At 63.4% G+C, this 20,372-nt stretch carries 12 protein-coding genes, 1 tRNA gene and 6 pseudogenes; 11 read left to right on the forward strand and 8 right to left on the reverse strand.

Annotation, left to right across the window (positions count from 1 at the left end; genetic code table 11):
- Positions 1–231: 231 nt before the first annotated feature.
- Together AB8Z38_RS14075 and AB8Z38_RS14080 are read right to left on the reverse strand one after the other, a co-directional pair.
- Positions 232–558 carry a Crp/Fnr family transcriptional regulator gene (locus tag AB8Z38_RS14075; RefSeq protein ID WP_369726494.1) on the reverse strand — a complete coding sequence of 109 codons (327 nt, stop codon included), beginning with the start codon at positions 556–558 and terminating at the stop codon, positions 232–234.
- A 143-nt stretch (positions 559–701) separates the two neighbouring features.
- Positions 702–980 (reverse strand): hypothetical protein, encoded by a 279-nt coding sequence (locus AB8Z38_RS14080; protein ID WP_369726815.1) that lies wholly within the window; start codon positions 978–980, stop codon positions 702–704.
- 547 nt (positions 981–1,527) lie between these two features.
- Here AB8Z38_RS14080 and AB8Z38_RS14085 point away from each other — a divergent pair.
- Positions 1,528–1,758, forward strand: a complete 231-nt coding sequence (locus AB8Z38_RS14085) for a hypothetical protein (RefSeq protein WP_369725724.1) — start codon at positions 1,528–1,530, stop codon at positions 1,756–1,758.
- Between the two features lie 202 nt (positions 1,759–1,960).
- Here the strand turns inward: AB8Z38_RS14085 and AB8Z38_RS14090 are convergent, their stop codons facing one another.
- The 4 genes from AB8Z38_RS14090 to AB8Z38_RS14105 all read right to left on the reverse strand — a co-directional run bounded on the left by AB8Z38_RS14090 (position 1,961) and on the right by AB8Z38_RS14105 (position 5,265).
- The gene (locus AB8Z38_RS14090; RefSeq protein WP_085350381.1) at positions 1,961–2,176 is read right to left on the reverse strand and encodes a hypothetical protein; all 216 of its coding nucleotides are present in this window, start codon (positions 2,174–2,176) and stop codon (positions 1,961–1,963) included.
- A gap of 152 nt (positions 2,177–2,328) precedes the next feature.
- On the reverse strand, positions 2,329–2,481 hold the full coding sequence (locus tag AB8Z38_RS14095; protein WP_158091544.1) for a hypothetical protein: 153 nt from the start codon (positions 2,479–2,481) through the stop codon (positions 2,329–2,331).
- Positions 2,482–3,098: 617 nt separating this feature from the next.
- Positions 3,099–5,090: a DUF6538 domain-containing protein gene (locus AB8Z38_RS14100; RefSeq protein WP_369725725.1), complete on the reverse strand. Its 1,992-nt coding sequence runs from the start codon at positions 5,088–5,090 to the stop codon at positions 3,099–3,101.
- 100 nt (positions 5,091–5,190) lie between these two features.
- Positions 5,191–5,265, reverse strand: a tRNA-Gln gene (locus tag AB8Z38_RS14105).
- Positions 5,266–5,517: 252 nt separating this feature from the next.
- Here AB8Z38_RS14105 and AB8Z38_RS14110 point away from each other — a divergent pair.
- A pseudogene (locus AB8Z38_RS14110) lies at positions 5,518–7,293 on the forward strand (acyl-CoA dehydrogenase).
- Positions 7,294–7,511: 218 nt separating this feature from the next.
- On the opposite strand, the gene AB8Z38_RS14115 reads toward AB8Z38_RS14110, so the two are convergent.
- Complete coding sequence (locus tag AB8Z38_RS14115; protein ID WP_369725726.1) at positions 7,512–8,753, reverse strand: MFS transporter; 1,242 nt, start codon at positions 8,751–8,753, stop codon at positions 7,512–7,514.
- Positions 8,754–9,047: 294 nt separating this feature from the next.
- Between AB8Z38_RS14115 and AB8Z38_RS14120 the strand changes: the two genes are divergently transcribed.
- From AB8Z38_RS14120 to AB8Z38_RS14155, 8 genes and pseudogenes are all read left to right on the forward strand, one after another.
- On the forward strand, positions 9,048–9,806 hold the full coding sequence (locus AB8Z38_RS14120) for an enoyl-CoA hydratase-related protein (RefSeq protein WP_369725727.1): 759 nt from the start codon (positions 9,048–9,050) through the stop codon (positions 9,804–9,806).
- 247 nt (positions 9,807–10,053) lie between these two features.
- A pseudogene (locus AB8Z38_RS14125) lies at positions 10,054–11,710 on the forward strand (bifunctional UDP-sugar hydrolase/5'-nucleotidase).
- 134 nt (positions 11,711–11,844) lie between these two features.
- Positions 11,845–12,773, forward strand: a pseudogene (locus AB8Z38_RS14130) (histone deacetylase family protein).
- Between the two features lie 74 nt (positions 12,774–12,847).
- Entirely contained in the window at positions 12,848–13,099 is a 252-nt protein-coding gene (locus AB8Z38_RS14135; RefSeq protein WP_369725728.1) for an exodeoxyribonuclease VII small subunit, read from the forward strand.
- A 560-nt stretch (positions 13,100–13,659) separates the two neighbouring features.
- Positions 13,660–15,587, forward strand: a pseudogene (gene dxs, locus AB8Z38_RS14140) (1-deoxy-D-xylulose-5-phosphate synthase).
- 189 nt (positions 15,588–15,776) lie between these two features.
- Positions 15,777–16,331: a nucleoside 2-deoxyribosyltransferase gene (locus tag AB8Z38_RS14145; protein ID WP_369725729.1), complete on the forward strand. Its 555-nt coding sequence runs from the start codon at positions 15,777–15,779 to the stop codon at positions 16,329–16,331.
- A gap of 26 nt (positions 16,332–16,357) precedes the next feature.
- Entirely contained in the window at positions 16,358–17,092 is a 735-nt protein-coding gene (locus AB8Z38_RS14150; protein ID WP_369725730.1) for a TlyA family RNA methyltransferase, read from the forward strand.
- Positions 17,085–18,331: pseudogene (locus AB8Z38_RS14155) on the forward strand (class I SAM-dependent RNA methyltransferase). Before AB8Z38_RS14150 ends, AB8Z38_RS14155 begins: the two are co-directional and overlap by 8 nt.
- Here the strand turns inward: AB8Z38_RS14155 and AB8Z38_RS14160 are convergent.
- A pseudogene (locus AB8Z38_RS14160) lies at positions 18,328–18,922 on the reverse strand (hypothetical protein). The pseudogenes AB8Z38_RS14155 and AB8Z38_RS14160 overlap by 4 nt on opposite strands.
- A gap of 251 nt (positions 18,923–19,173) precedes the next feature.
- On the opposite strand from AB8Z38_RS14160, the gene AB8Z38_RS14165 reads away from it, so the two are divergent.
- Entirely contained in the window at positions 19,174–20,232 is a 1,059-nt protein-coding gene (locus AB8Z38_RS14165; protein WP_369725731.1) for a class I SAM-dependent methyltransferase, read from the forward strand.
- Positions 20,233–20,372 lie beyond the last annotated feature (140 nt).

The raw sequence follows: 20,372 nt of genomic DNA on the forward strand, positions 1-20,372 counted from the left end.
CCGCCGCCTGAATCTGCCCAGGCAGAGCCTGCTGATGCGGCTGGGGCATTCAACAGGCGATGTAGATCTTCGAAGGGCCCGCGTTGCGGCTGCAGCGCTCGTTACGCAAAAGACGCTCGTCGGCTTGCCCTATCCCAGATGAACGCACGAGGCGCTTGCAACTTCTCCTGCTCGCCGGGTGCTCTACCTCCAAACTCGGCCTCGCCTGAAGCACGGCATAGCGGGCATTAGCTACAAGCACCGTCCGACACTCGTGAGCTGACGGACGTACTCGCGGTGAATCAGCTGGAAGCAGGCACATGAGGTCTGCCGAAGGAGGTCGGGGTTCGTGATCTCGATGTGCCCGCGATGCGTGCTGATGACGCCCTGATCCTCCAGCTCGCTCAGGCACTCAGTTACGCTCGCGCGCCTCACACCGAGTAACCTACTGAGGACATCGTGCGTGAGCGGCAAATCGTGAGAGTCCAAACCTTGGCTCGCCACCAGTAGCCACCGTGCGAGCCGCTGCTTAACCGAATGGACTGCGTTGCAAACCCCCGCCTGAGAGGTTTGCACCATAACAACCGCAAGGTAACGATGAAGAACTTGACGGAAAGTCGGAAGCCGATCTGCCAGTTCAAGGAAGTCGGGAGCGGAAAGGCGCAATGCGGAACCGCCCACCTGCACAACTCGGCGGTGCGGTGCTGCCTGAGCTCTGCCCGTCAGTAGAAGAATCGCGCCGACGGCGCCTTCACTGCCGATGAGCCACGCTTCCACGTATTCGTTCTCCCCACGTTCCCGCCGACGGAAACCAGACCGTCTGTCAGGAAGTAGACGTGCTCGAGCGGGGAGCGCCAATGATGAAGGATTTGCCGGGGGCGAAGCCGCACCCGCTCCGCCCTGGACTTGATGGATACGAGTTCCTCTTCGGGAAGCAACGCGAGCAGCCGGTTCTGCTTCACCGAAGTGGTCGCCTTCGTCCACATTGCTCCTTCGTTCAAGGCGTCCCTCCGAGCACAACTACAGGACCTTTCCCCGCCGACGATGATTCCTCACATCCGGTCCGAGCGCAAGCCCGGGTGATTTCCGCGGATCGGCCACGTTCCTGTCGGCCGAGCTTCATACAAGATCGCCGCTGTCGCCTGGCAACTGAAGTTCTGTGGGGATTGCGGTTTGTTAATAAAGTCCCGCTGCCCGCGAGACTTGGCGCAAGCGAGGCGGAAGGAGAGCTCCCCGACCTAATGCAGGCGAGTTTTTGGAATCTGTCGGCGGTCTCCGTCGAGCCGAGGGCTGCCGCCAGACTCTAGACGCAATCGATGTTCCTACTACACGTCGTCAGCTGACGCGCTCGCTCCGAACATCTCCAGTCCATCCACTCTGCCTGACATCATTGTGTGGCGCGTTGTATGCACGGCGTCGTACCAAGTTTGGAGCTGGAGGCAGGACATAGCTCCGTTTCGCTGGTATGTAGTCATTCAAGCGAACGGGCAAAGCTGGCTGAATGTTCGCGCCCTCCAACGGTTCAGAACGATCTAGAGTGAGGCTACGATGTTGATCGACACCCAAATCGCGGACCAGATGCAGGAGGCAATTGATGCGACGTTTCGATCTCTGCCCGACATCTATAAGACGGAAGAAGTCAAGCTGGAGATGGCGCGCGTTGTTGCGTTCAGCACGCGCCCCTATCAAACGGCCGCACGACAAGCTGTCGTTCGGATGTTCGCGACCCTCGATCGCGCGGTGAGGAATCGCAGGAAGTTGGCCAACCTTCGAAACTAGTTGAACCGAGCTCTGAGCAACCTGACCAGAGTGCCGGTCGAATGCTGGACAAATGAGCGGTGGGCGAACGGTGCGATTGCAGCTCGTTGTAAGCTGCCTTTTTGGAAGCTGTCTTTTTTGCTCCTCAGAGGGCCTCATGATATACAAGGAGAGTGACGACCTACTTTGGGTTTCTTCAACGATAACCGCTAATCGATGCCGATCAGCCAAGGCGTGCAGTATCGACAGTGATGTCAAACAGCGGCCCTCTAGGGCCGCGCACTGAAAGGCGCCAATGCTGCCCAGGATCGAGATTGCTTTCGAGCGTCCTTAGAGTCCGCAGCGCTTCACGCCATGCTGCATTGTCGTCCGGCAGCTCTTCACCATCGTCGTCCCTGAAAGGTTTGTGGTTGTCGATATGGAAGAAATATCGCGGCACAACATTGATCCTCGCTCAGGTTAGCATGTGATAAACACGGACCAGACCAATCCGGCGTTTCGCGGTGGAGCGTCATAATCATACCACAGCTAAGACGCGAGCTGAATTCGAGCGGTTTGGAATTCGGTACGGTCGCGGACAAAAAGCTCCGATCAGTCTTCGCCGCGAACCAACGCCAGCCGGCGCTTAAACTTCATCAAAACTGAGTCAAAGCCCTTCGTCGTCAATTCTTCTTGGATTGCCACGTGATAGGCTCTGCAGCCGCCGAGCGGGCGGCCTTTTTCTAGATTCAGGAGAAGCGCCATGCGATTGTCTTACGCCTTCTTTTTGATCCTGGCTTCACTCGTCCTCCCTGCAGCTGCTGCAGATGGACGCTGTCTCCGATAGCAACGCTCTTATAAACAGCTTCAACGGTAGACGGGGTGCAGACGAGATCGCCCAAACGGCCGGCCACAAGAACCTCATCGAGTTGGACAAAGCGCTAAGGTCTGATCTCGCCAAGGCAATCAACGATCACTGGACTGCCATTGAGAGGTTGGTGATTGCTCACCACTATTGGACGGAGTGCCCTGAGGCACAGCGATCAGAAACAACAAAACGAAGAGCTGTCCTAGCAGCCCTTATGTCTACAGGTGCAAAGCAACTGGATCAGGCATCTGGTTCAACCGACTTTACTGGGCTACGGCGACGCTTCTCCGCCCCGATGTTGATCGTTCACGACGAGAATTGATCCGCGACCGTCGAGGATGTATCAAGGAGACATCCCTCGCCTCGAAACATCGATCGGCCAAGTCTGGGAAATCAAAGGGTTAAGCTGGAATTGGTAGCGGGAGAGGGACTCGAACCCCCGACCCCAGGATTATGATTCCCGTGCTCAAACGCTTGAACGTTAAGACCTTGTTTGATCTCGCACTTCTCGCACTCAGCAATCTGCTGGCTTGAGGGCCCGCTTCGAACGCGACGGTTGAGAAAACGGCGCGACTTGTTTGTCTTTGACCCACGGCAGAAGATTGATCGCTTGGGGTTCAAGATGAGCGGTTATCGCTGGAAGCTTCATCACGAACTCGAGCAAGGTTTCTATTTCGTGCGGCTCGCAGTAGCGTTCGCTTGTCTCGCTCTCACCGCCATGGCCCAGAAGATCTGCACGGTCTTCCTCCGAAAGCTTCTTCTTCTTCAGTTGAGCTCCAAAGAGGTGGCGGACCGCATGAGCGCCAAGCCCATTTTCGGTGATCTCAGCCGCGGTGAGGATCGGCTTGAATTGCTTGTAGAAGCGGTCTCCCAGCGGTGAGCGGGTACTTGGAGAGTGTAGATCAGGAAATAGTAGCTCATACCCGAGCATCTTCATCACCTTCACGTAAGCGATGAACTCGAGCCTGATGACCTCAGGGTGCAGCGGTAGATTGCGCTGCGACTGAGCATTCTTGATCCGTCTCTGCTGGTTCTTCGCGATATGGATATACGGAAGGGGGCCATTATCCAAGATGACGTCGTCCACCATCAAGCCGCACAGCTCTTCGCGTCGCGCTCCGGTGTAGTAGATGAGGATCGGAACGAAATAGAGTGCGCAGTGGAAGAGCTGTCGTGCCCCTTCCATGCCCCACTCGCCGAGCGCGTCCCAGCTGGCGCTGTTGATGAAGGGAGCCGTCTGGAAGATTGCCATGGCGCGATCAATCGGCAACTTCGGTCTCTGGTCACGAGCACGCTTAGTCTTCCCGCGATTCTTGGAGCGCAGCTTAGTAAGATTGATGCTTTCCAGGTTCTTCAGCCCCCGCGCAGTGGCGTAATCGAATTCCTGCCCAAGGAAGCTCAGATGCCGATTGAGGGTATCACCATCGAGGCCGCGTTTTCCTTTCTCTACCGATCGTCCTTTCTCGCGAAGCTGCTCGATCGTCAGTTTCTCGTCGCGAACCGATTTGCCGTAATGCTTGTAGATGTCGAAACGGAGGAAATCGACGAACCTGCCGACGTGCTCCTGAGTTAGCGAACTCAAATCAAGAATTCGCTGGTCTTGAACCATGAACTTCACGAACAGCTTTGAAATGCTCTTAGCCTGGCGCTGCGTCTTTTCGTCCCAATTGCCATCCGCGGCCTGCTGCTGCGCCAGCCGCTCGGCAAACTGCAAAAAGTCCGCCATCGGAATAAATTGACCAACAGCCGCAGGTGCCGTCGTCGTTGGGTCGCTCGAACGATCCACCAAAGCACCCACGATCGATGGCGCCGGCTGCGGAGGATCGTTCTTGGCAAGGATAAGACGATCCACCAGCCCCTCGTCCTCGACCCTGGTCCCGCCATAGCGCCGGTCGTGTTCGGCCAGCGCCAGCTTCATTCCGCGAAGATACGTGCCCTGGGCCTCGGCGATATTCATGGCCGTCGGGATGGCGGCGGCGCCTTCGATCATGGTCCGAAGGATGTGATGCTTGGTCGGGATCAGCTCATTGGCGCGGAGCATGGCCAGATGATCCTGGACCGCCGCGATATCGGTTTCGGAGAGCCCGTCCTGGACCATGCGGCTGCGATCCTCGGCTCGGACCACCGCCTTGACGCCCTGGGCGTCCAACAGTGCGTAGGCCCAGTATGCCTTCTTGTCGTCCGCTCGCGCCTGCTCCAGGTGGAAATCCGGCGAGCTCTTAGCGGCAAGAGCCACCCGGTCGAGCTTGGCCAGGTGCCGGTGGACCACGCCATGAAGCATTGTCTCAATTTGAGACCGCGAGAGGTGCGGGTCGGCGCCATCGGCAAGCATCGCGACATCGTCCAAGATCATGTTGAGCCGGGTGGCCAGGCGGCGCGCCATCATGCGGCTCGTCGTCCGAAGGCTCATAGAAACATGCGGGCGGCCATAGCGAATGGCAAGCGCGGGAGGCGTACGGCGCCGCCAATAGTAGACGGCTTGGCGGCGAAAGATGTGGAAAGCCATTTTCGAGCGACACCTGTGCAGCAGTGATGTGTCGCAGCGCTGTGCAGCAGCGCCCCAGCCAGGCCGGTTTCGTCAGTAATTTCAGGGGAAGCGGGGCTTCTGGCTGGGGCGGGAGGGATCGAACCTCCGAATGGCGGAATCAAAATCCGCTGCCTTACCGCTTGGCTACGCCCCAACTGACGAGGACCGGCGGAAGAACGGACTACCGCAGATTCCTTCAAGTGCTGCCGGTCTATAGGGAGCGGCGCGGCATTTCAACCGCCCGGAGGGGCAAAATACCTCGGGCCCGAGGCCGGCTCCGCCAGGCTTCATGTGGCCCGTCCATATAGCCCGTCCATGGCCTTGTTCCGGCTGGAGCCGCCCCGGCAGTTGAGACCTCCGGCGTTTCATGGGAATACGGCGCCAATGACGTTCCCGGGAGTGAGCCATGACCTACCGCGCGCCGATCTCTGACATGCTGCTGTCGCTCAACCATGGCGCCGGCCTGAAGGCTGCCATGGAGGCCGGTCATTACGGCGATTTCGACGCCGACATCGTCACTGCCGTGCTGGATGAGGCCGGCAAGTTCGCAACCGACGTGCTGGCGCCGCTCAACCGGGTCGGCGACGAGCACGGCATCAAGCTCGACGACGGCAAGGTCACGACCGCACCCGGCTGGCCCGATGCCTACAAGCGCTGGACCGACGGCGGCTGGAACGCGGTGTCCGGGCCCGAAGCGTTCGGCGGCCAGGGCCTGCCGATTGCAATCAACGCGCTCTGCACCGAAATCTGGAGCGCTTCGAACGTCGCTTTCGGTCTTTGCCCGCTGCTGACGGCCTCCGCGATCGAGGCGCTGGATGCGCATGGCAGCGAGGAGTTGAAGAAAATCTATCTCGAGAAGCTCGTCAGCGGCGAATGGACCGGCACGATGCAGCTGACCGAAGCGCAGGCCGGCTCGGACGTCGGCGCGCTGCGCACCCGCGCCGAACGGCAGGCCGACGGCACCTATCGCATCAAGGGGACGAAGATCTTCATCACCTATGGCGAGCACGACATGACCGACAACATCGTGCATTTCGTGCTGGCGCGGCTGCCGGATGCGCCGGCCGGCACCAAGGGGATCTCGCTATTCCTCGTTCCCAAGTTCATGGTCAATGAAGACGGCTCGCTCGGCGCGCGCAACGACATCTTTGCAAGCGGCGTCGAGCACAAGCTCGGCATGCATGCGTCGCCCACTTGCACCATGACCATGGGCGACCATGGCGGTGCGATCGGCTTTCTGATCGGCGAAGAGAACCAGGGCATGCGCTGCATGTTCACAATGATGAACCAGGCCCGCCTCGGCGTCGGTCTCGAAGGCGTCGGTGTCGCCGACCGCGCCTATCAGCAGGCTCTCGCCTACGCGCAGGAGCGCAAGCAGGGCCGCGCCGTCGGCAGCAAGGGCGACGGCTCGGACCCGATCTTCGTCCATCCCGACGTCAAGCGCATGCTGATGCGGATGCGGGCGCAGACTGCGGCCGCGCGCACCATCTGCTATGCGACCGCGGTTGCGCTCGACGTCTCGACGCGCGCCAAGGACCCGAAGGTGCGGGCTGACGCTGCCGCGCGCGGCGCTGCTGACGCCGATGGCAAAGGCCTATTCCACCGATGTCGGCAACGAGGTCGCCTATCTCGGCGTGCAGGTCCACGGCGGCATGGGATTCATCGAGGAGACCGGCGCCGCGCAGCATTATCGCGATGCGCGCATCACCGCGATCTATGAAGGCACCAACGGCATCCAGGCGATCGACCTCGTCACGCGCAAGCTCGCGGCCAATGGCGGCGCGTCGGTCTGGGCGCTGCTGTCGGAACTCGCGGCGACGGTCAAGCAGGTCGAAGCCTCCAACGATCCCGCTTTCGGCACGACCGGTGCAAAACTGCGGGGGGCGCTGGAGGCGTTGACCCGCAGCAGCAAATGGCTGCTGGAGCGGGTTGCGTCGGCGCCGAACGAGGCGCTCGCCGGTGCGACGCCGTATTTGCAGCAGTTCGGCGCCACGCTCGGCGGCTGCATGCTGGCCTCGAAGCGCTCGCCGCGAAAGCCGACGGCAATGCGGACGCCGCGCGCTACGTTTCACTCGCGCGCTTCTTCGCCGAGAACATCGCGGTGCAGGCGGGCGCGCTGGAGCGCACCGTGACGGAGAGCGCGGACTCGGTCGCGGCGGCGGATGCGGTGCTGCTGGGGTAAGTTGGCATGTGCGCGCCACATGTTCAGTGTCGTCCCGGCGAAGGCCGGGACCCATAACCCCAGCAAGCAGTTTGGCGAAGATTGGCGGTTAGGCGGTCATCCCGTGATACTGCGATCCATACTCCCTCGATAGATCGCGCGGTATGGGTCCCGGCCTTCGCCGGGACGACACGGAATGTTTGATCTCGCTCTCAGATCATAGTGGGGACGCGCTTGCGCTACGAGGCTGCGAGCTTCGCTCTTTTCCCCGGCCGCCACAGCACGACGCCGGCCGCGACGAGATCAAGCACCACGCACATCGCGAAGGCCGTCGTGTAATCTCCGGTCAGGCTGCGCACGAGGCCGACGAGGCCGGGACCGAACGCGCTGACGATGCCGCTGACCGAGGTTCCCAGTCCCATCGCGGCCGCGAAGGCGGCGCTGCCGATCTCGCGCTGGATGATGAGGGGCGGAAAGGTGATCATGTTGCCGATCGAGAAGCCGTAGACGGCGCAGCACAGCAACAACACGGTCGGGCTCTCGCTTTGCAGCAGCACGAACAGCGCCGCCGCCTGGCTTGTCATCGACGCTGCACAGGCAAGCCGTGGATCGAGCCGGTCGACGAACAGGCCGAGCGACAGCCGCCCGACCACTGCCATGGCCGCCATGACGGTGACGGCAAGGCCGGCGGCGTAGCGGCCGATCATCGGCTCGAGGAACGTCACCTGGTGGATGATGAACCCCATCTGCGCCAACAGAGCGATCGCGATCGGCAACACCATGGTCCAGAACGTCGCGTTGGCGAGCAGCGCCCTGCGCGAGTGATCCGCAGGCGCGGCCGTGTCGCCGCCCAGGGCGTGCCTGCCCGATGCCGGCGGCATCTCGGCCGGCCATCCCGTGAAGATCACGACGACCGGCAGCACCAGCACGACCATCACGATGGTGGCTGCCAGCATGGCGGAGCGGAAGCCGATACGATCGGACAGCGCCAGGAGCAGCGGAACGAGAACGATGCCGCCGCAGGTGGCGCCGTTGAAGGCAAGGCTGAGCGCGAGCCCCCGGCGCCGCTCGAACCAGGCATTCAGCACGGTCGCGATCACCACCGTGCCCATGCCGGTCCAGCCGACCGCCATCAGCGCATAGGCGAGATAGAGCTGCCACGGGGTCTGCATCAGTCCCAGCAGCGCCGTCGAGGCGCCAAGCGCCAAGAGGCCGCACAGGATCAGCGCCCGCAGTCCGATGCGGGCGAGCAGATCGTCGGTGAAGATGACGAGTACGGAGGTCAGCAGAAACGAGAAGGTGCTAGCGGCGGACACCAGCGTGCCCGGCCAGCCATGCGCGCGCTGGAGCTCTGCCAGATAGACGCCCTGGCCGTAAAGGCCGAAGCCGAACATGAAGAAGGCCATCAGAAAGCAGGCCAGCACCACGCGCCAGCCGCGATAGTGTAACGAGGATTCGTCAACGCCTGTCGCGGCAATCATCAATCGAGCAATCGACCAAATGGAACGAGACTTGCCATCGTGCCGCACAACCACTGGTTTTTCAAATGAAACGTTGTAGCCGTTTGTTGCAGCGCGCAACAGTACCAAATGCAGCGCGCCTCTCGCGCCGCGGTTCCCCGGACGAAGGCAGCCGTTGGACGGGTTCATGCGCCCGCTCGCCGGGATCGCCGTCGAAAAGGTTGAGCCGCAGGATTGGCACGCCTGCGGGATGATGTAGGCTGAGCGCGCAAGACTCGCCAATGGCAGGCGCCGCGGCGATCGGAGTGGGCCCTCATGCCGAACGGCAACATCATCGTGACGGAGGAGCGCGCAACGCGCGTGATCACCCTGCGCCGCCCGGGCAAGAAGAACGCGATCACACAAGACATGTATCGCGAGATGAGCCGCGCGATCGACACCGCGCAGAACAATCCCGAGATCCGCTGCATGATCGTCACCGGCGGCTCCGGCGTGTTCACGGCCGGCGACGATATCGACGACTTCCTGAAGGCCGACACGTCGCGGCCCGAGACGCTGTCGGACGCCGCCAAATTCCTCTATTCGCTGGCGCTCAACGTCAAACCGATCATCGCAGCAGTGGACGGCGCGTCGATCGGCATGGGCACCGTGATGCTATTCCACTGCGACTACGTGCTCGCCTCCTCCGCCGCGACCTTCTCCGCGCCCTACATCAATCTGGGGCTCGTTCCAGTCGGCGCCGCGAGCCTGCTGATGCCGCGCACCATGGGCTACCAGCGCGCCTTCGCCATGCTGGTGATGGGACGGACTTTCAGCGCGGCGGAGGCCCATGCCGCAGGCTTCGTCAACACCGTGGTCTCGTCGGGACATACCGAGGTCGAGGCCCGCAAGGTGGCGCGCGAGATCTGCCGGCTGCCGGCCGAGGCCGTGGCCATCTCGCGCAAATTGCTGCGCGCCCCGCCGGAAGAGCTCAGCCGTCGCATCGATCAGGAAGGCCATTTGTTCGGCGAGCGGCTGAAATCGGACGAGGCGGTCGCCGCATTCAATGCCTTCGCGAATAGGAAGAAGCGGTGAAGCTTCCACCCTCCCCTGGAGGGGAGGGTCGCTCGCGCGAAGCGCGAGCGGGGTGGGGTGAGCCAGACAAAGACTCTCGCGAGTGTGCACGAAACTTTCACCGCCTGCCAGGATAGCCTGTCACCCCGCCCCGGTTCGCATTTCATGCGAACCGACCCGCCCCTCAAGGGGCGGGTGGGAGCATGCGGCTCGCGCGTTCACGACAATGCTTCGTGAAATCTTCGCGTGGAACGAGTAATGGTGTTGCATGCGACACGCCTTTAAACTTGCTCTTGCCGTCCTCGGTCTCGCCGCCCTGCCTGCCTCCGCGCAAACGGCCGCGCCGGTCGAGCTGCGCATTCTCGCGATCAACGACTTCCACGGCAATCTCCGGCCGCCGCCGGGCGGCATCCGCATCGATGATCCCGAGGACAAGGCCAGGAAGGTGATGGTGGCGGCCGGCGGCGCCGAATACATGGCGACCTTGGTCAAGCAACTGCGCGACGGCCGCAAGAACACGATCTTCGTCGCCGCCGGCGACCTGATCGGCGCCAGCCCGTTTTTATCGGCGATGTTCCACGACGAGCCCTCGATCGAGTCGCTCTCGATGATGGGGCTTGCGATCACCTCGGTCGGCAATCACGAGTTCGACGAGGGCAAGGCCGAGTTGCTGAATGCAGAACGGCGGCTGTCATCCGGTCGACGGCTGCCAGGGTCCGCATCCTTTCACGGGCGCCAAATTCCACTATCTCGCCGCCTCCACCGTTGAGACCGCGACCGGCAAGAGCGTGCTGCCGCCCTACGAAATCAGGAAGTTCGACGGCATCCCCGTCGCGTTCATCGGACTGACTTTGAAAGGCACCGGCGGCATCGTGTCGCCCGCGGGCATCGCCGGCCTCGAATCCCGCGACGAGGCGGAGACGGTCAACGCGCTCGTGCCACAGTTGAAGGCGCAAGGCGTCGAAGCGATCGTGGTGCTGATCCACGAAGGCGGCGAGCCCGCCGGCGACTACAATCAGTGTCCTGGCATTTCCGGGCCGATCGTCGATATCGTCAAAAAGTTCGACCGCGCCGTCGACGTCGTGGTCAGCGGGCACACCCATCGCGCCTATGTCTGCAACATCGACGGACGGCTGGTGACGAGTGGCGACAAATACGGCACGCTGGTCACCGCGATCGATCTCAAGCTCGATCCGGCCAGCCGCGATGTGATCAGCGCCAAGGCCGAGAACGTCATCGTCGCCAACGCCTCGCTGGCCAAGGATCCCGAACAGACTGCGCTGATCGACGCCTATGACAGGCTTTCGGCGCCCATCGCCAACCGGCCGGCAGGATCGGTGACGCAGGCGCTGTCGCGGGTGCCGAACGAGGCCGGCGAAAGCGCGCTCGGCGATATCATCGCGGACGCGCAGCTTGCCGTCACGAAAGACGCCAAGGATGGCAGCGCTGTCATCGCGCTCACCAATCCCGGCGGCATCCGGACCGATATCATCTCGAGGGAGAACGGCGCGGTGTCCTACGGCGACCTGTTCGCGAGCCAGCCGTTCCGCAATCGCCTCGTCACCATGACGCTCACCGGCAGCCAGCTCAAGGAGATGCTGGAGCAGCAATGGCTCGATCCGAAGCGGCCGCGGATTCTCCAGGTGTCGAACGGATTCAGCTACAGCTGGGACGCATCGAAGCCGTTCGGCGAGCGCGTCATCGCCGAGAAGATGATGCTCAACGGCAGCCCGATCGAACCAGCGCGCGGCTATCGCGTGACCCTCAACGACTATCTCGCCGTCGGAGGCGACGGCTTTACGGTCGCAAAACAAGGCGCATCGCCGCAATATGGCGGTTACGACGCTGACGCGCTGTTTGCCTTCTTCAGGGCGCACGGGCCGATCGGCCCGTTGCCGCCGACCCGCATCCTGCGCGTGAATTGATCTGGCGCAAACGGGCTGGCCCGGAACCAGCCTTTGCCATTCCCGGACAAACGCCTAGATTGGGTTTTGCGTTGCGTTTTGGCGCCGGATGCGCCAAGCGACGTCGAGAGTCCGTTCCCAGTGAGACCGACCTGATGAGCACGCTCCTCCTCTCCCACAAGGCCTGCCTCGACCACCTCACGCCGCCGGGCCACCCTGAAAGGCCCGACCGCCTGCGTGCGGTGGAGGAGGCGCTGTCGGTTGAACGTTTCCAGTATCTGGTGCGCGACCAAGCCCCGGAGGGCGATCTCGATCTCGTCACGCTCTGCCACAACGAGGATTACGTCACGGAGCTGCGCCACATCGCGCCGACCAGCGGCCAGGTTTATGTCGACGGCGATACCTCGATGTCGCCGGGCACCTGGGAAGCGGTGATGCGCGGCGTCGGCGGCGCGGTCGCTGCGACCGAGGCCGTGATGGCGGGCGAGTACCGCAACGCCTTCGTCGCGGTGCGTCCGCCCGGCCATCACGCCGAGATCGGCAAGCCGATGGGATCTGCTTCTTCGACAATGTCGCGATCGCCGCGCGCCATGCGCAGCGCAAATACGGCATCAAGCGTGCAGCCATCGTCGATTTCGACGTGCATCACGGCAACGGCACGCAGGATATTTTCTGGTCGGACCCGACCGTGATGTACTGCTCGACGCATCAAATGCCGCTGTTTCCGGGCACCGGCGCCAAGGACGAGCGCGGCGATCACGACACCATCGTCAATGCGCCGCTCGCCTCCGAGGATGGCGGACCGGAGTTCCGCAACGCGTTCGAGAATTTGATCCTGCCACAACTCACAAAGTTCAGCCCGGAGCTCCTCATCATCTCCGCGGGCTTTGACGCGCATTACCGCGACCCCCTCGCCTCGCTGAATCTGCGCGCCGAAGACTACACCTGGGTCACGCGCAAGCTGATGGACCTCGCCGACAAGTCCGCGGAGGGCCGAATTGTGTCGGTGCTCGAGGGCGGCTATGACCTGCAAGGATTGAAAGAATCTGTTACGGCGCATGTCGGCGCCCTGATGGGCGCTTAAACGCACCCGCCACATTGCGCCCGCAAAACTCTGTTGCTTTGCAAGAGCAGCGAATCGGGCAATCGGAAACGGATATGGCCGAAAATACTCAAGTCGACGTCTCCAGGCTCACCTTCGAACGCGCGATCGAGGAACTCGAGATGATCGTGAAGCGGCTCGAGGACGGCAAGGTGCCGCTCGAGGAATCCGTCACGATCTACGAGCGCGGCGAAGCCCTGAAGCGCCGCTGCGAGGAATTGCTGCGCCAGGCCGAGGCGCGCGTCGACAAGATCACCACCGATGCCAGCGGCCAGGCCACCGGCACCGCGCCGCTCGACGTGCAGTAACGGCCGCAGAGCGGCGCGTTTCGGGCGATTGCCATCTGCGATTTCGTCGTGCTGGTTTGCGCTGGTTCCGCCCGCCGGAACACCTGATTGACGAGGGGGCGCGAGGCGCCTTGCGCATTCTCGCCGAAACGGCCTCGTTCTCGCCAAAAAAGCTGGCGAGGAACCGGGCAAGTTGGAACTTCCGCTCACGCACCGGGATTAACTAAATTGGCCCGCCGGTTGCACGTGCATGGCCGTAGTCGGTCCGGTGGGTTGGCTTTGGCCTCAGCTTTGGTGTAAAGCTGCGCGGAGTGTGGCTTTTTGTTAGCCTTGCGTGGGCATCGATTGCCGACGACAAGTGCTTCAAAGTGCTGATGAATTGGCTTGGACGGGCGAAGCCGATCTAAGTGACAGGGATCACAGAGACTGAACCGGAGCGCACTTAAGCTCACCTAAGCTTGAAGAAGGGGCTTTGCCCCTGCAGGTGGCTCCGATGGTTTGGGGACTCGCGCTGCGCCGATATTGTGCAAACCCATCGCGCACCGGAACGATCTTCCGGCGCTGACAAATTGGAAATCGCCGTGAACGCATACAGTAAAACGCCGCTTCTCGACACTATCCGGACGCCGGACGACCTGCGCAAGCTCAAGGTCGAGCAGGTTCGCCAGGTCGCCGACGAGCTGCGTCAGGAGACCATCGATGCCGTCTCGGTGACCGGCGGTCACTTCGGCGCCGGTCTAGGGGTGGTCGAGCTCACTACTGCGATCCATTATGTCTTCGACACGCCGCGCGACCGCTGATCTGGGACGTCGGCCATCAGGCCTATCCGCACAAGATCCTGACCGGCCGCCGCGACCGCATCCGCACGCTGCGCACCGGCGGCGGCCTGTCGGGCTTCACCAAGCGCAGCGAGAGCGATTACGATCCGTTCGGCGCCGCGCATTCCTCGACCTCGATCTCCGCCGGCCTCGGCATGGCGGTCGCGCGCGACCTCGCCGGCGGCAAGAACAACGTTATCGCCGTGATCGGTGACGGCGCGATGTCCGCGGGCATGGCCTATGAGGCCATGAACAATGCGGGTGCGATGAATTCGCGCCTGATCGTGATCCTCAACGACAACGACATGTCGATCGCGCCGCCGGTTGGCGCCATGAGCGCCTATCTGTCGCGGCTCTATTCAGGCAAGACCTATCGCACGCTGCGCGAGGCGGCCAAGCAGATCAACAAGCGCCTGCCGAAGATCCTCGCCAACCGCGCCAACCGCGTCGAGGAATATTCCCGCGGCTTCATGATGGACGGCGGCACGCTGTTCGAGGAGCTCGGCTTCTATTACGTCGGCCCGATCGACGGCCATAATCTCGACCATCTGCTGCCCGTGCTGAAGAACGTCCGCGACATGGAGACCGGCCCGATCCTGGTCCACGTCGTGACCCAGAAGGGCAAGGGCTACGGTCCGGCGGAAGCCTCCGCCGACAAGTACCACGCCGTCGTCAAGTTCGACGTCGCGACCGGCACCCAGGCCAAGGCCAAGCCGAACGCGCCCGCCTACCAGAACGTGTTCGGCCAAAGCCTCGTCAAGGAAGCCGAGAAGGACGACAAGATCGTCGCCATCACCGCGGCGATGCCGTCGGGCACGGGCGTCGACATCTTCAACAAGGCGTTCCCGGACCGCACCTTCGACGTCGGCATCGCCGAGCAGCACGCGGTGACCTTTGCCGCCGGTCTTGCGACCGAAGGCTACAAGCCGTTCTGCGCGATCTACTCGACCTTCCTCCAGCGCGGCTACGACCAGATCGTGCATGACGTCGCGATCCAGTGCCTGCCGGTGCGCTTCGCCATCGACCGCGCCGGCCTCGTCGGCGCCGACGGCGCGACCCATGCCGGCTCGTTCGACAACGCCTATCTCGGCTGCCTGCCGAACATGGTGATCATGGCGGCCGCCGACGAAGCCGACATGGTGCACATGGTCGCAACCCAGGTCGCCATCAACGACCGCCCGAGCGCGCTGCGCTATCCGCGTGGCGAAGGCCGCGGCATCGAGATGCCCGAAATCGGCGTTCCCCTCGAAATCGGCAAGGGCCGCGTGATCCGCGAAGGCAGCAAGATCGCCCTGATCTCCTTCGGCACGCGTCTGGCCGAATGCGAGAAGGCGGCCGACGAGCTCGCGGCTCACGGCCTCTCCACCACGATCGCGGATGCGCGCTTCATGAAGCCGCTCGACACCGAGCTGGTGCTCAAGCTTGCCCGTGACCACGAGATCCTGATCACGATCGAGGAAGGCGCGGTCGGCGGTTTCGGCTCGCATGTCGCGCAGTTCCTGACCGACCAGGGCGTGCTCGACAGCGGCATGGTGCGGTTCCGCTCCATGGTGCTGCCCGACGTGTTCCAGGACCACGACATCCCGGCCGCGATGTATGCCCGCGCCGGTCTCGACGCCAAGGGCATCGTCGCCAAGGTGTTCGAGGCGCTCGGCAAGGACGTCAAGACCGAGACGGTCAAGCTGGCTTGATGGCTGCTTTCTTCACCTCTCCCGCTTGCGGGAGAGGTCGCGCCGAAGGCGCGGGTGAGGGTTCTTTCCTCTCGGGGGTTCCCGATTGAGGAGGCCCCCTCTCCCCAACCCTCCCCCGCAGGCGGGGGAGGGCGCGCAGTTTTCGCGACGGTTTGCAGCTCGCCTAATCTCTCCTGAGCAATCCCCCCCATGAAAATCTATCTGGCTGGCCCGGACGTGTTCCTGCCGGATGCGATCGAGATCGGGCGGCAGAAGGTCGCAATCTGCGCTGCGCATGGTCTGGCCGGTTTCTATCCGCTCGACAACGCCACCCCTCTCGCCGCCCCCGATGCCTCGCGGCAGATCTTTGCCGGCAACGAGGCGATGATGGACCGGGCGGATGCGATCATCGCCAATCTCACCCCGTTCCGCGGGGCCGGCGCCGACCCCGGCACCGTCTACGAGCTCGGCTACATGGCCGGCCGCGGCAAGTTTTGTCTGGCCTATTCGAACGATCCTGCCACCTATGCCGACCGCGTCGGCCGCTTCATGACAGTCACCTCCGAGGACGGGCGGCTGGTCGATGCGCAGGGGCTGACGGTCGAGGATTTTGGCCTGGTCGACAATCTCATGATGATCCATGCGCTGGAGCTACATGGCTGTCCGCTGGTGACGCCGGCCGAGATGCCCGTCGACGTCTGGCACGACCTCGCCGCGTTCGAGGCTTGCGTCCGGATGGCGGCGGCGCGAGTTATCACTGCGTGACCGCTTCAGTCGTAACCGGAGGCCCGATGTCCCCTCCCCGTAAGCGTGCGGATATTCTGCTGGTCGAGCGCGGCCTGTTCGAGAGCCGGGCACGGGCGCGCGCGGCCATCGAGGCCGGGCTCGTCACCGCGAACGACAAGCCCGTGGCAAAACCGTCCGAGACCATCGCGACAGACGCGGTGATCCAGGCCGAGCCGGCGCATCCCTTCGTCTCCCGCGGCGGCGTCAAGCTTGCCGGCGCGCTGGAGCGCTATCCGATCGAGATTGAGGACCATGTCTGCCTCGACGTCGGGGCTTCCACCGGCGGCTTCACCGAGGTGCTGCTGGCCAATGGCGCGAGCCTGGTGTTCGCCGTGGACGTCGGCACCGGCCAGTTGCATCCCTCACTGCGCGGCCATGCGAAAATCGTGTCGATGGAGGAGACCGACATCCGCGCCTACGAAGGCAAGCGCCTGCCGGCGCGACCCGACGTCGTCGTCATCGACGTCAGCTTCATTTCGCTCAAGACCGTGCTGCCGGTTGCATTGTCGCTGGCGGCGGCTCCGATGAGCCTGCTTGCGCTGATCAAGCCGCAATTCGAGGCCGAGCGAAAACACAACAAGAAGGGCATCGTTCGCGACGCCGCCGTGCATCGGGAGATCTGCGACGACATCGCCGCGTTCGCGGCTTCGCTCGGCTGCACCGACATCGAGGTGTTTCCCTCCTCGATCGCGGGCGGCGACGGCAACATCGAATTCTTCCTGGGCGCGCGCCGTGGTTGAGCGCCTGAACATCGATCACGTCGGTCATCGCGGCGACGGCGTTTCGCTCGACGCGGGCGATACGATCTATGTGCCCTACACGCTGGGCGGCGAGACCGTCGAAGTCGAGCACGTTGCGGGCAACCATCCCGACCGCCGCAAGCTGCTGGCGGTCGACGTCGCGAGCCCCTCGCGCGTCGAACCGTTCTGTCCGCATTTCGGCGTCTGCGGTGGCTGCGCGATCCAGCACTGGGCGGCCGAGCCGTACCAGGCCTGGAAGCGCGGCATCGTGGTCGAGACGCTGGCGCAAGCGGAATCGATTGCGAGGTGGCACCGCTGATCGATGCCCATGGCGTGGGCCGCAGGCGCGTCACGTTGCACGGCCGGTTCGGCACGCATGACGTGCTCAAGGTCGGCTTTGCGGCGGCGAGCTCGCATGACGTCATCCCGATCCATCGCTGCCCCGTTCTCGATCCCGCGCTCGACGGGGCGATCGATGCTGCCTGGGCGCTCGCCGAGCCGCTGACGTCGCGGATGCCGGTGACCAAGCCACTCGACATCCAGGTTACCGCGACCGCCAACGGCCTCGATGTCGATGTGCGCGGCTCCGGTCCGTTGCCGACGGCATTGGTCACGGCGCCTCGCGCGTCGCCGAGCAGCACCGCCTCGCGCGGCTGACGCGGCACGGCGAGCTGGTGCTGCAGCGCCTGTCGCCGACGTTGCAGATGGGCCGTGCCGAGGTGACGCTGCCGCCGGGCTCGTTCCTGCAAGCAACCGTCGCAGGCGAAGAGACGCTTGCGTCTCTCGTCGCCGAGCGCGTCGGCAAGGCCAAGGAGATCGCCGACCTCTTCTGCGGCGTCGGTCCGTTTGCGCTGCGGCTTGCGGAGAAATCGCGCGTCGCAGCCTATGACAGTGACGCTGGCGCTGTCGCCGCGCTGGCGAAAGCCGCGCGCACGCCGGGGCTGAAGCCAATCAGGTGCGAGCCGCGCGACCTGTTCCGCCGTCCCCTGGTGGCGCCGGAGCTGCGCGATTTCGACGCCGTGGTGTTCGACCCGCCGCGTCAGGGCGCGCAGGCACAGGCGCTCAAGCTTGCCGCAAGCAAGGTGCCGGTTGTCGTCGCAGTCTCCTGCAACGTCGCGACCTTCGCGCGCGACCGCGCGGCTGCTGATCGACGGCGGTTATCGGATCGAGACCGTGGTGCCGGTCGACCAGTTCCGCCATACACCGCATGTCGAGCTGGTGGCGCGGTTCACGCGCTAGCGGCGAAGGGCGCCGAGCGCCGGCGACTCGCCGGGCAGCATGTTCGATCTGATGTCGCTGTCCATGCGGCCCGAATCCCGCTGGGTGAACCCGGCTCCGAACGACAGGCTGAGGTTGGAGGTCGGCTTGAATTCGACGCCCCCAAACGCACCATATCCCGGCGCGGCACCCGAGGTCAGCGGCGCAACCGAGCTGCCAATGCCGTTGCCGTATTTCATCGTGTCGAAACCGGCAAAGAACGTCACGGGGAGGCCGCCCGCGGTCTTGGTGTTGTAACCGAATTGCGAGCTATCATAGGAAAGCGCGCTGAAATTGCCGGCCGGTCCGGTCTGGCTGAGGCCGCTCCAATTGAGGTTGCCGCGCTGGCTGCCGACGAAGAAGCCGTTGCCAAAATTGGTGCGCCCACTGGCATCGAAGCCCGGAAAATTGCCGTAACTATCGGAGCTCTCGTCGGCCCCGCCGCCAAAGCCGAAGCCAGCGCCCGGTAAAAAAATACCTCAGCGGCGCAACTTGGGCATGAACGGGCGTTCCGCCGAGGCAAAGTACGGCAAAGAGAGCTGCGAGACTGCAAGAACCTGCAAGGCTGGACATTCAGGCTTCCGTCGAAAACTGCCCGGATTATACTCAGGTGAGATCGCGAATGCCAGCGGAGCAGCGCAGGTCATCGTCTCCCAAGTTCCAGATTACGTCGTCGTGAAGTGTTGAACCTCCCCAGCATCGGATTGACCCACACAAAGGACGCGCGAGCTCAAGCCCCGGCTTCGATCGCAAAGGCTTGGCGCGATCCGTAGCGCGCAAATTGCGCCGCCCCTTGAAAATGCAACCCTTGTATGGAGGCTGTCATGGAGGTCAATTCCGACAGGTTGAACGCCTTTATGGGCAAGATGGTCACCGAGTTCGGTGCGGCGATGAATGCATCGCTGGTCCTGCTCGGAGACAAGCTAGGTCTCTACCGCGCCCTTGCCGCCAAGGGACCCATGAGCTCGTCCGAGCTCGCGAGCGCCACCGGAACGACGGAGCGCTATGTCCGCGAATGGCTGTCGAGCCAGGCGGCGTCCGGTTACATCGAATACGATTCCGCATCCAGGAAATTCTCGATGCTGCCGGAGCAGGCGATGGCGCTTGCCGACGAGGACAGCCCGGTTTTCCTCGGTGCGTTCGGCAACGTCATCGCCTCGGCGTTTCTCGACGAGCCGAAGGTCTCGGACGCGTTCAAGTCCGGCAAGGGCGTCGGCTGGAACCGGCGCAGCGAGTGCCTGTTCTGCGGCACCGCCCGCTTCTTCCGCACCGGCTACATGCACCATCTGGTGCAGGAATGGCTCCCCGCGCTCGACGGTGTCGTGGACAAGCTCAAGCGTGGCGCCAAGGTCGCTGATATCGGCTGCGGACACGGCGTCTCGACGCGCCTGATGGCGCAGGCATTCCCGAACTCCCGCTTCTACGGCTTCGACTATCACGAGGGCTCGATCGAAGCCGCGCGAAAGGCGGCCACCGAGGCCAAGCTCGGCGATCGCGTCAGCTTCGCCGTCCATTCCGCCAAAACCTACCCGGCGGAAGGCTATGATCTCGTCTGCTTCTTCGACTGCCTGCACGACATGGGCGATCCCGTCGGCGCCATCAGTCACGTGCGCGAAACCATGGCGAAGGACGGCGCCTGCATGCTGGTCGAGCCGTTCGCAGGCGACCGTCTCGAAGACAATCTCAACCCGGTCGGACGCGTCTACTATGCGGCGTCGACCATGATCTGCACGCCGGCCTCGCTCGATCAGGAGGTTGGCCTGGCCTTGGGTGCTCAGGCCGGCGAGGCCAGGCTGCGCAAGGTCGCGCGCGAGGGTGGACTGACGCGCTTTCGTCGTGCGGCCGAGACGCCCTTCAACTTGATCCTGGAGGCGCGGATCTGATCGCCATCACGCCAACTACGCGGGCCGGTGCGCGACATCGCCGACCCGCAAGCGTGGAACGAACACGGCAAGCCTGATAGAAGCCATGCACGCGCGGGAGCTTGCGACAGAGATCGAGGCATCTGTCTCCGATCCGCAGC

The organism is Bradyrhizobium sp. LLZ17, assembly GCF_041200145.1.
Lineage (GTDB): Bacteria > Pseudomonadota > Alphaproteobacteria > Rhizobiales > Xanthobacteraceae > Bradyrhizobium.

Coding starts and splice junctions, on each gene's coding strand:
- AB8Z38_RS14075 (WP_369726494.1), bottom strand. CDS start 558: ATGGTGCAAACCTCTCAGGCGGGGGTTTGCAACGCAGTCCATTCGGTT.
- AB8Z38_RS14085 (WP_369725724.1), top strand. CDS start 1,528: ATGTTGATCGACACCCAAATCGCGGACCAGATGCAGGAGGCAATTGAT.
- AB8Z38_RS14095 (WP_158091544.1), bottom strand. CDS start 2,481: ATGGCGCTTCTCCTGAATCTAGAAAAAGGCCGCCCGCTCGGCGGCTGC.
- AB8Z38_RS14100 (WP_369725725.1), bottom strand. CDS start 5,090: ATGGCTTTCCACATCTTTCGCCGCCAAGCCGTCTACTATTGGCGGCGC.
- AB8Z38_RS14115 (WP_369725726.1), bottom strand. CDS start 8,753: ATGATTGCCGCGACAGGCGTTGACGAATCCTCGTTACACTATCGCGGC.
- AB8Z38_RS14120 (WP_369725727.1), top strand. CDS start 9,048: ATGCCGAACGGCAACATCATCGTGACGGAGGAGCGCGCAACGCGCGTG.
- AB8Z38_RS14135 (WP_369725728.1), top strand. CDS start 12,848: ATGGCCGAAAATACTCAAGTCGACGTCTCCAGGCTCACCTTCGAACGC.
- AB8Z38_RS14145 (WP_369725729.1), top strand. CDS start 15,777: ATGAAAATCTATCTGGCTGGCCCGGACGTGTTCCTGCCGGATGCGATC.
- AB8Z38_RS14150 (WP_369725730.1), top strand. CDS start 16,358: ATGTCCCCTCCCCGTAAGCGTGCGGATATTCTGCTGGTCGAGCGCGGC.
- AB8Z38_RS14165 (WP_369725731.1), top strand. CDS start 19,174: ATGGAGGTCAATTCCGACAGGTTGAACGCCTTTATGGGCAAGATGGTC.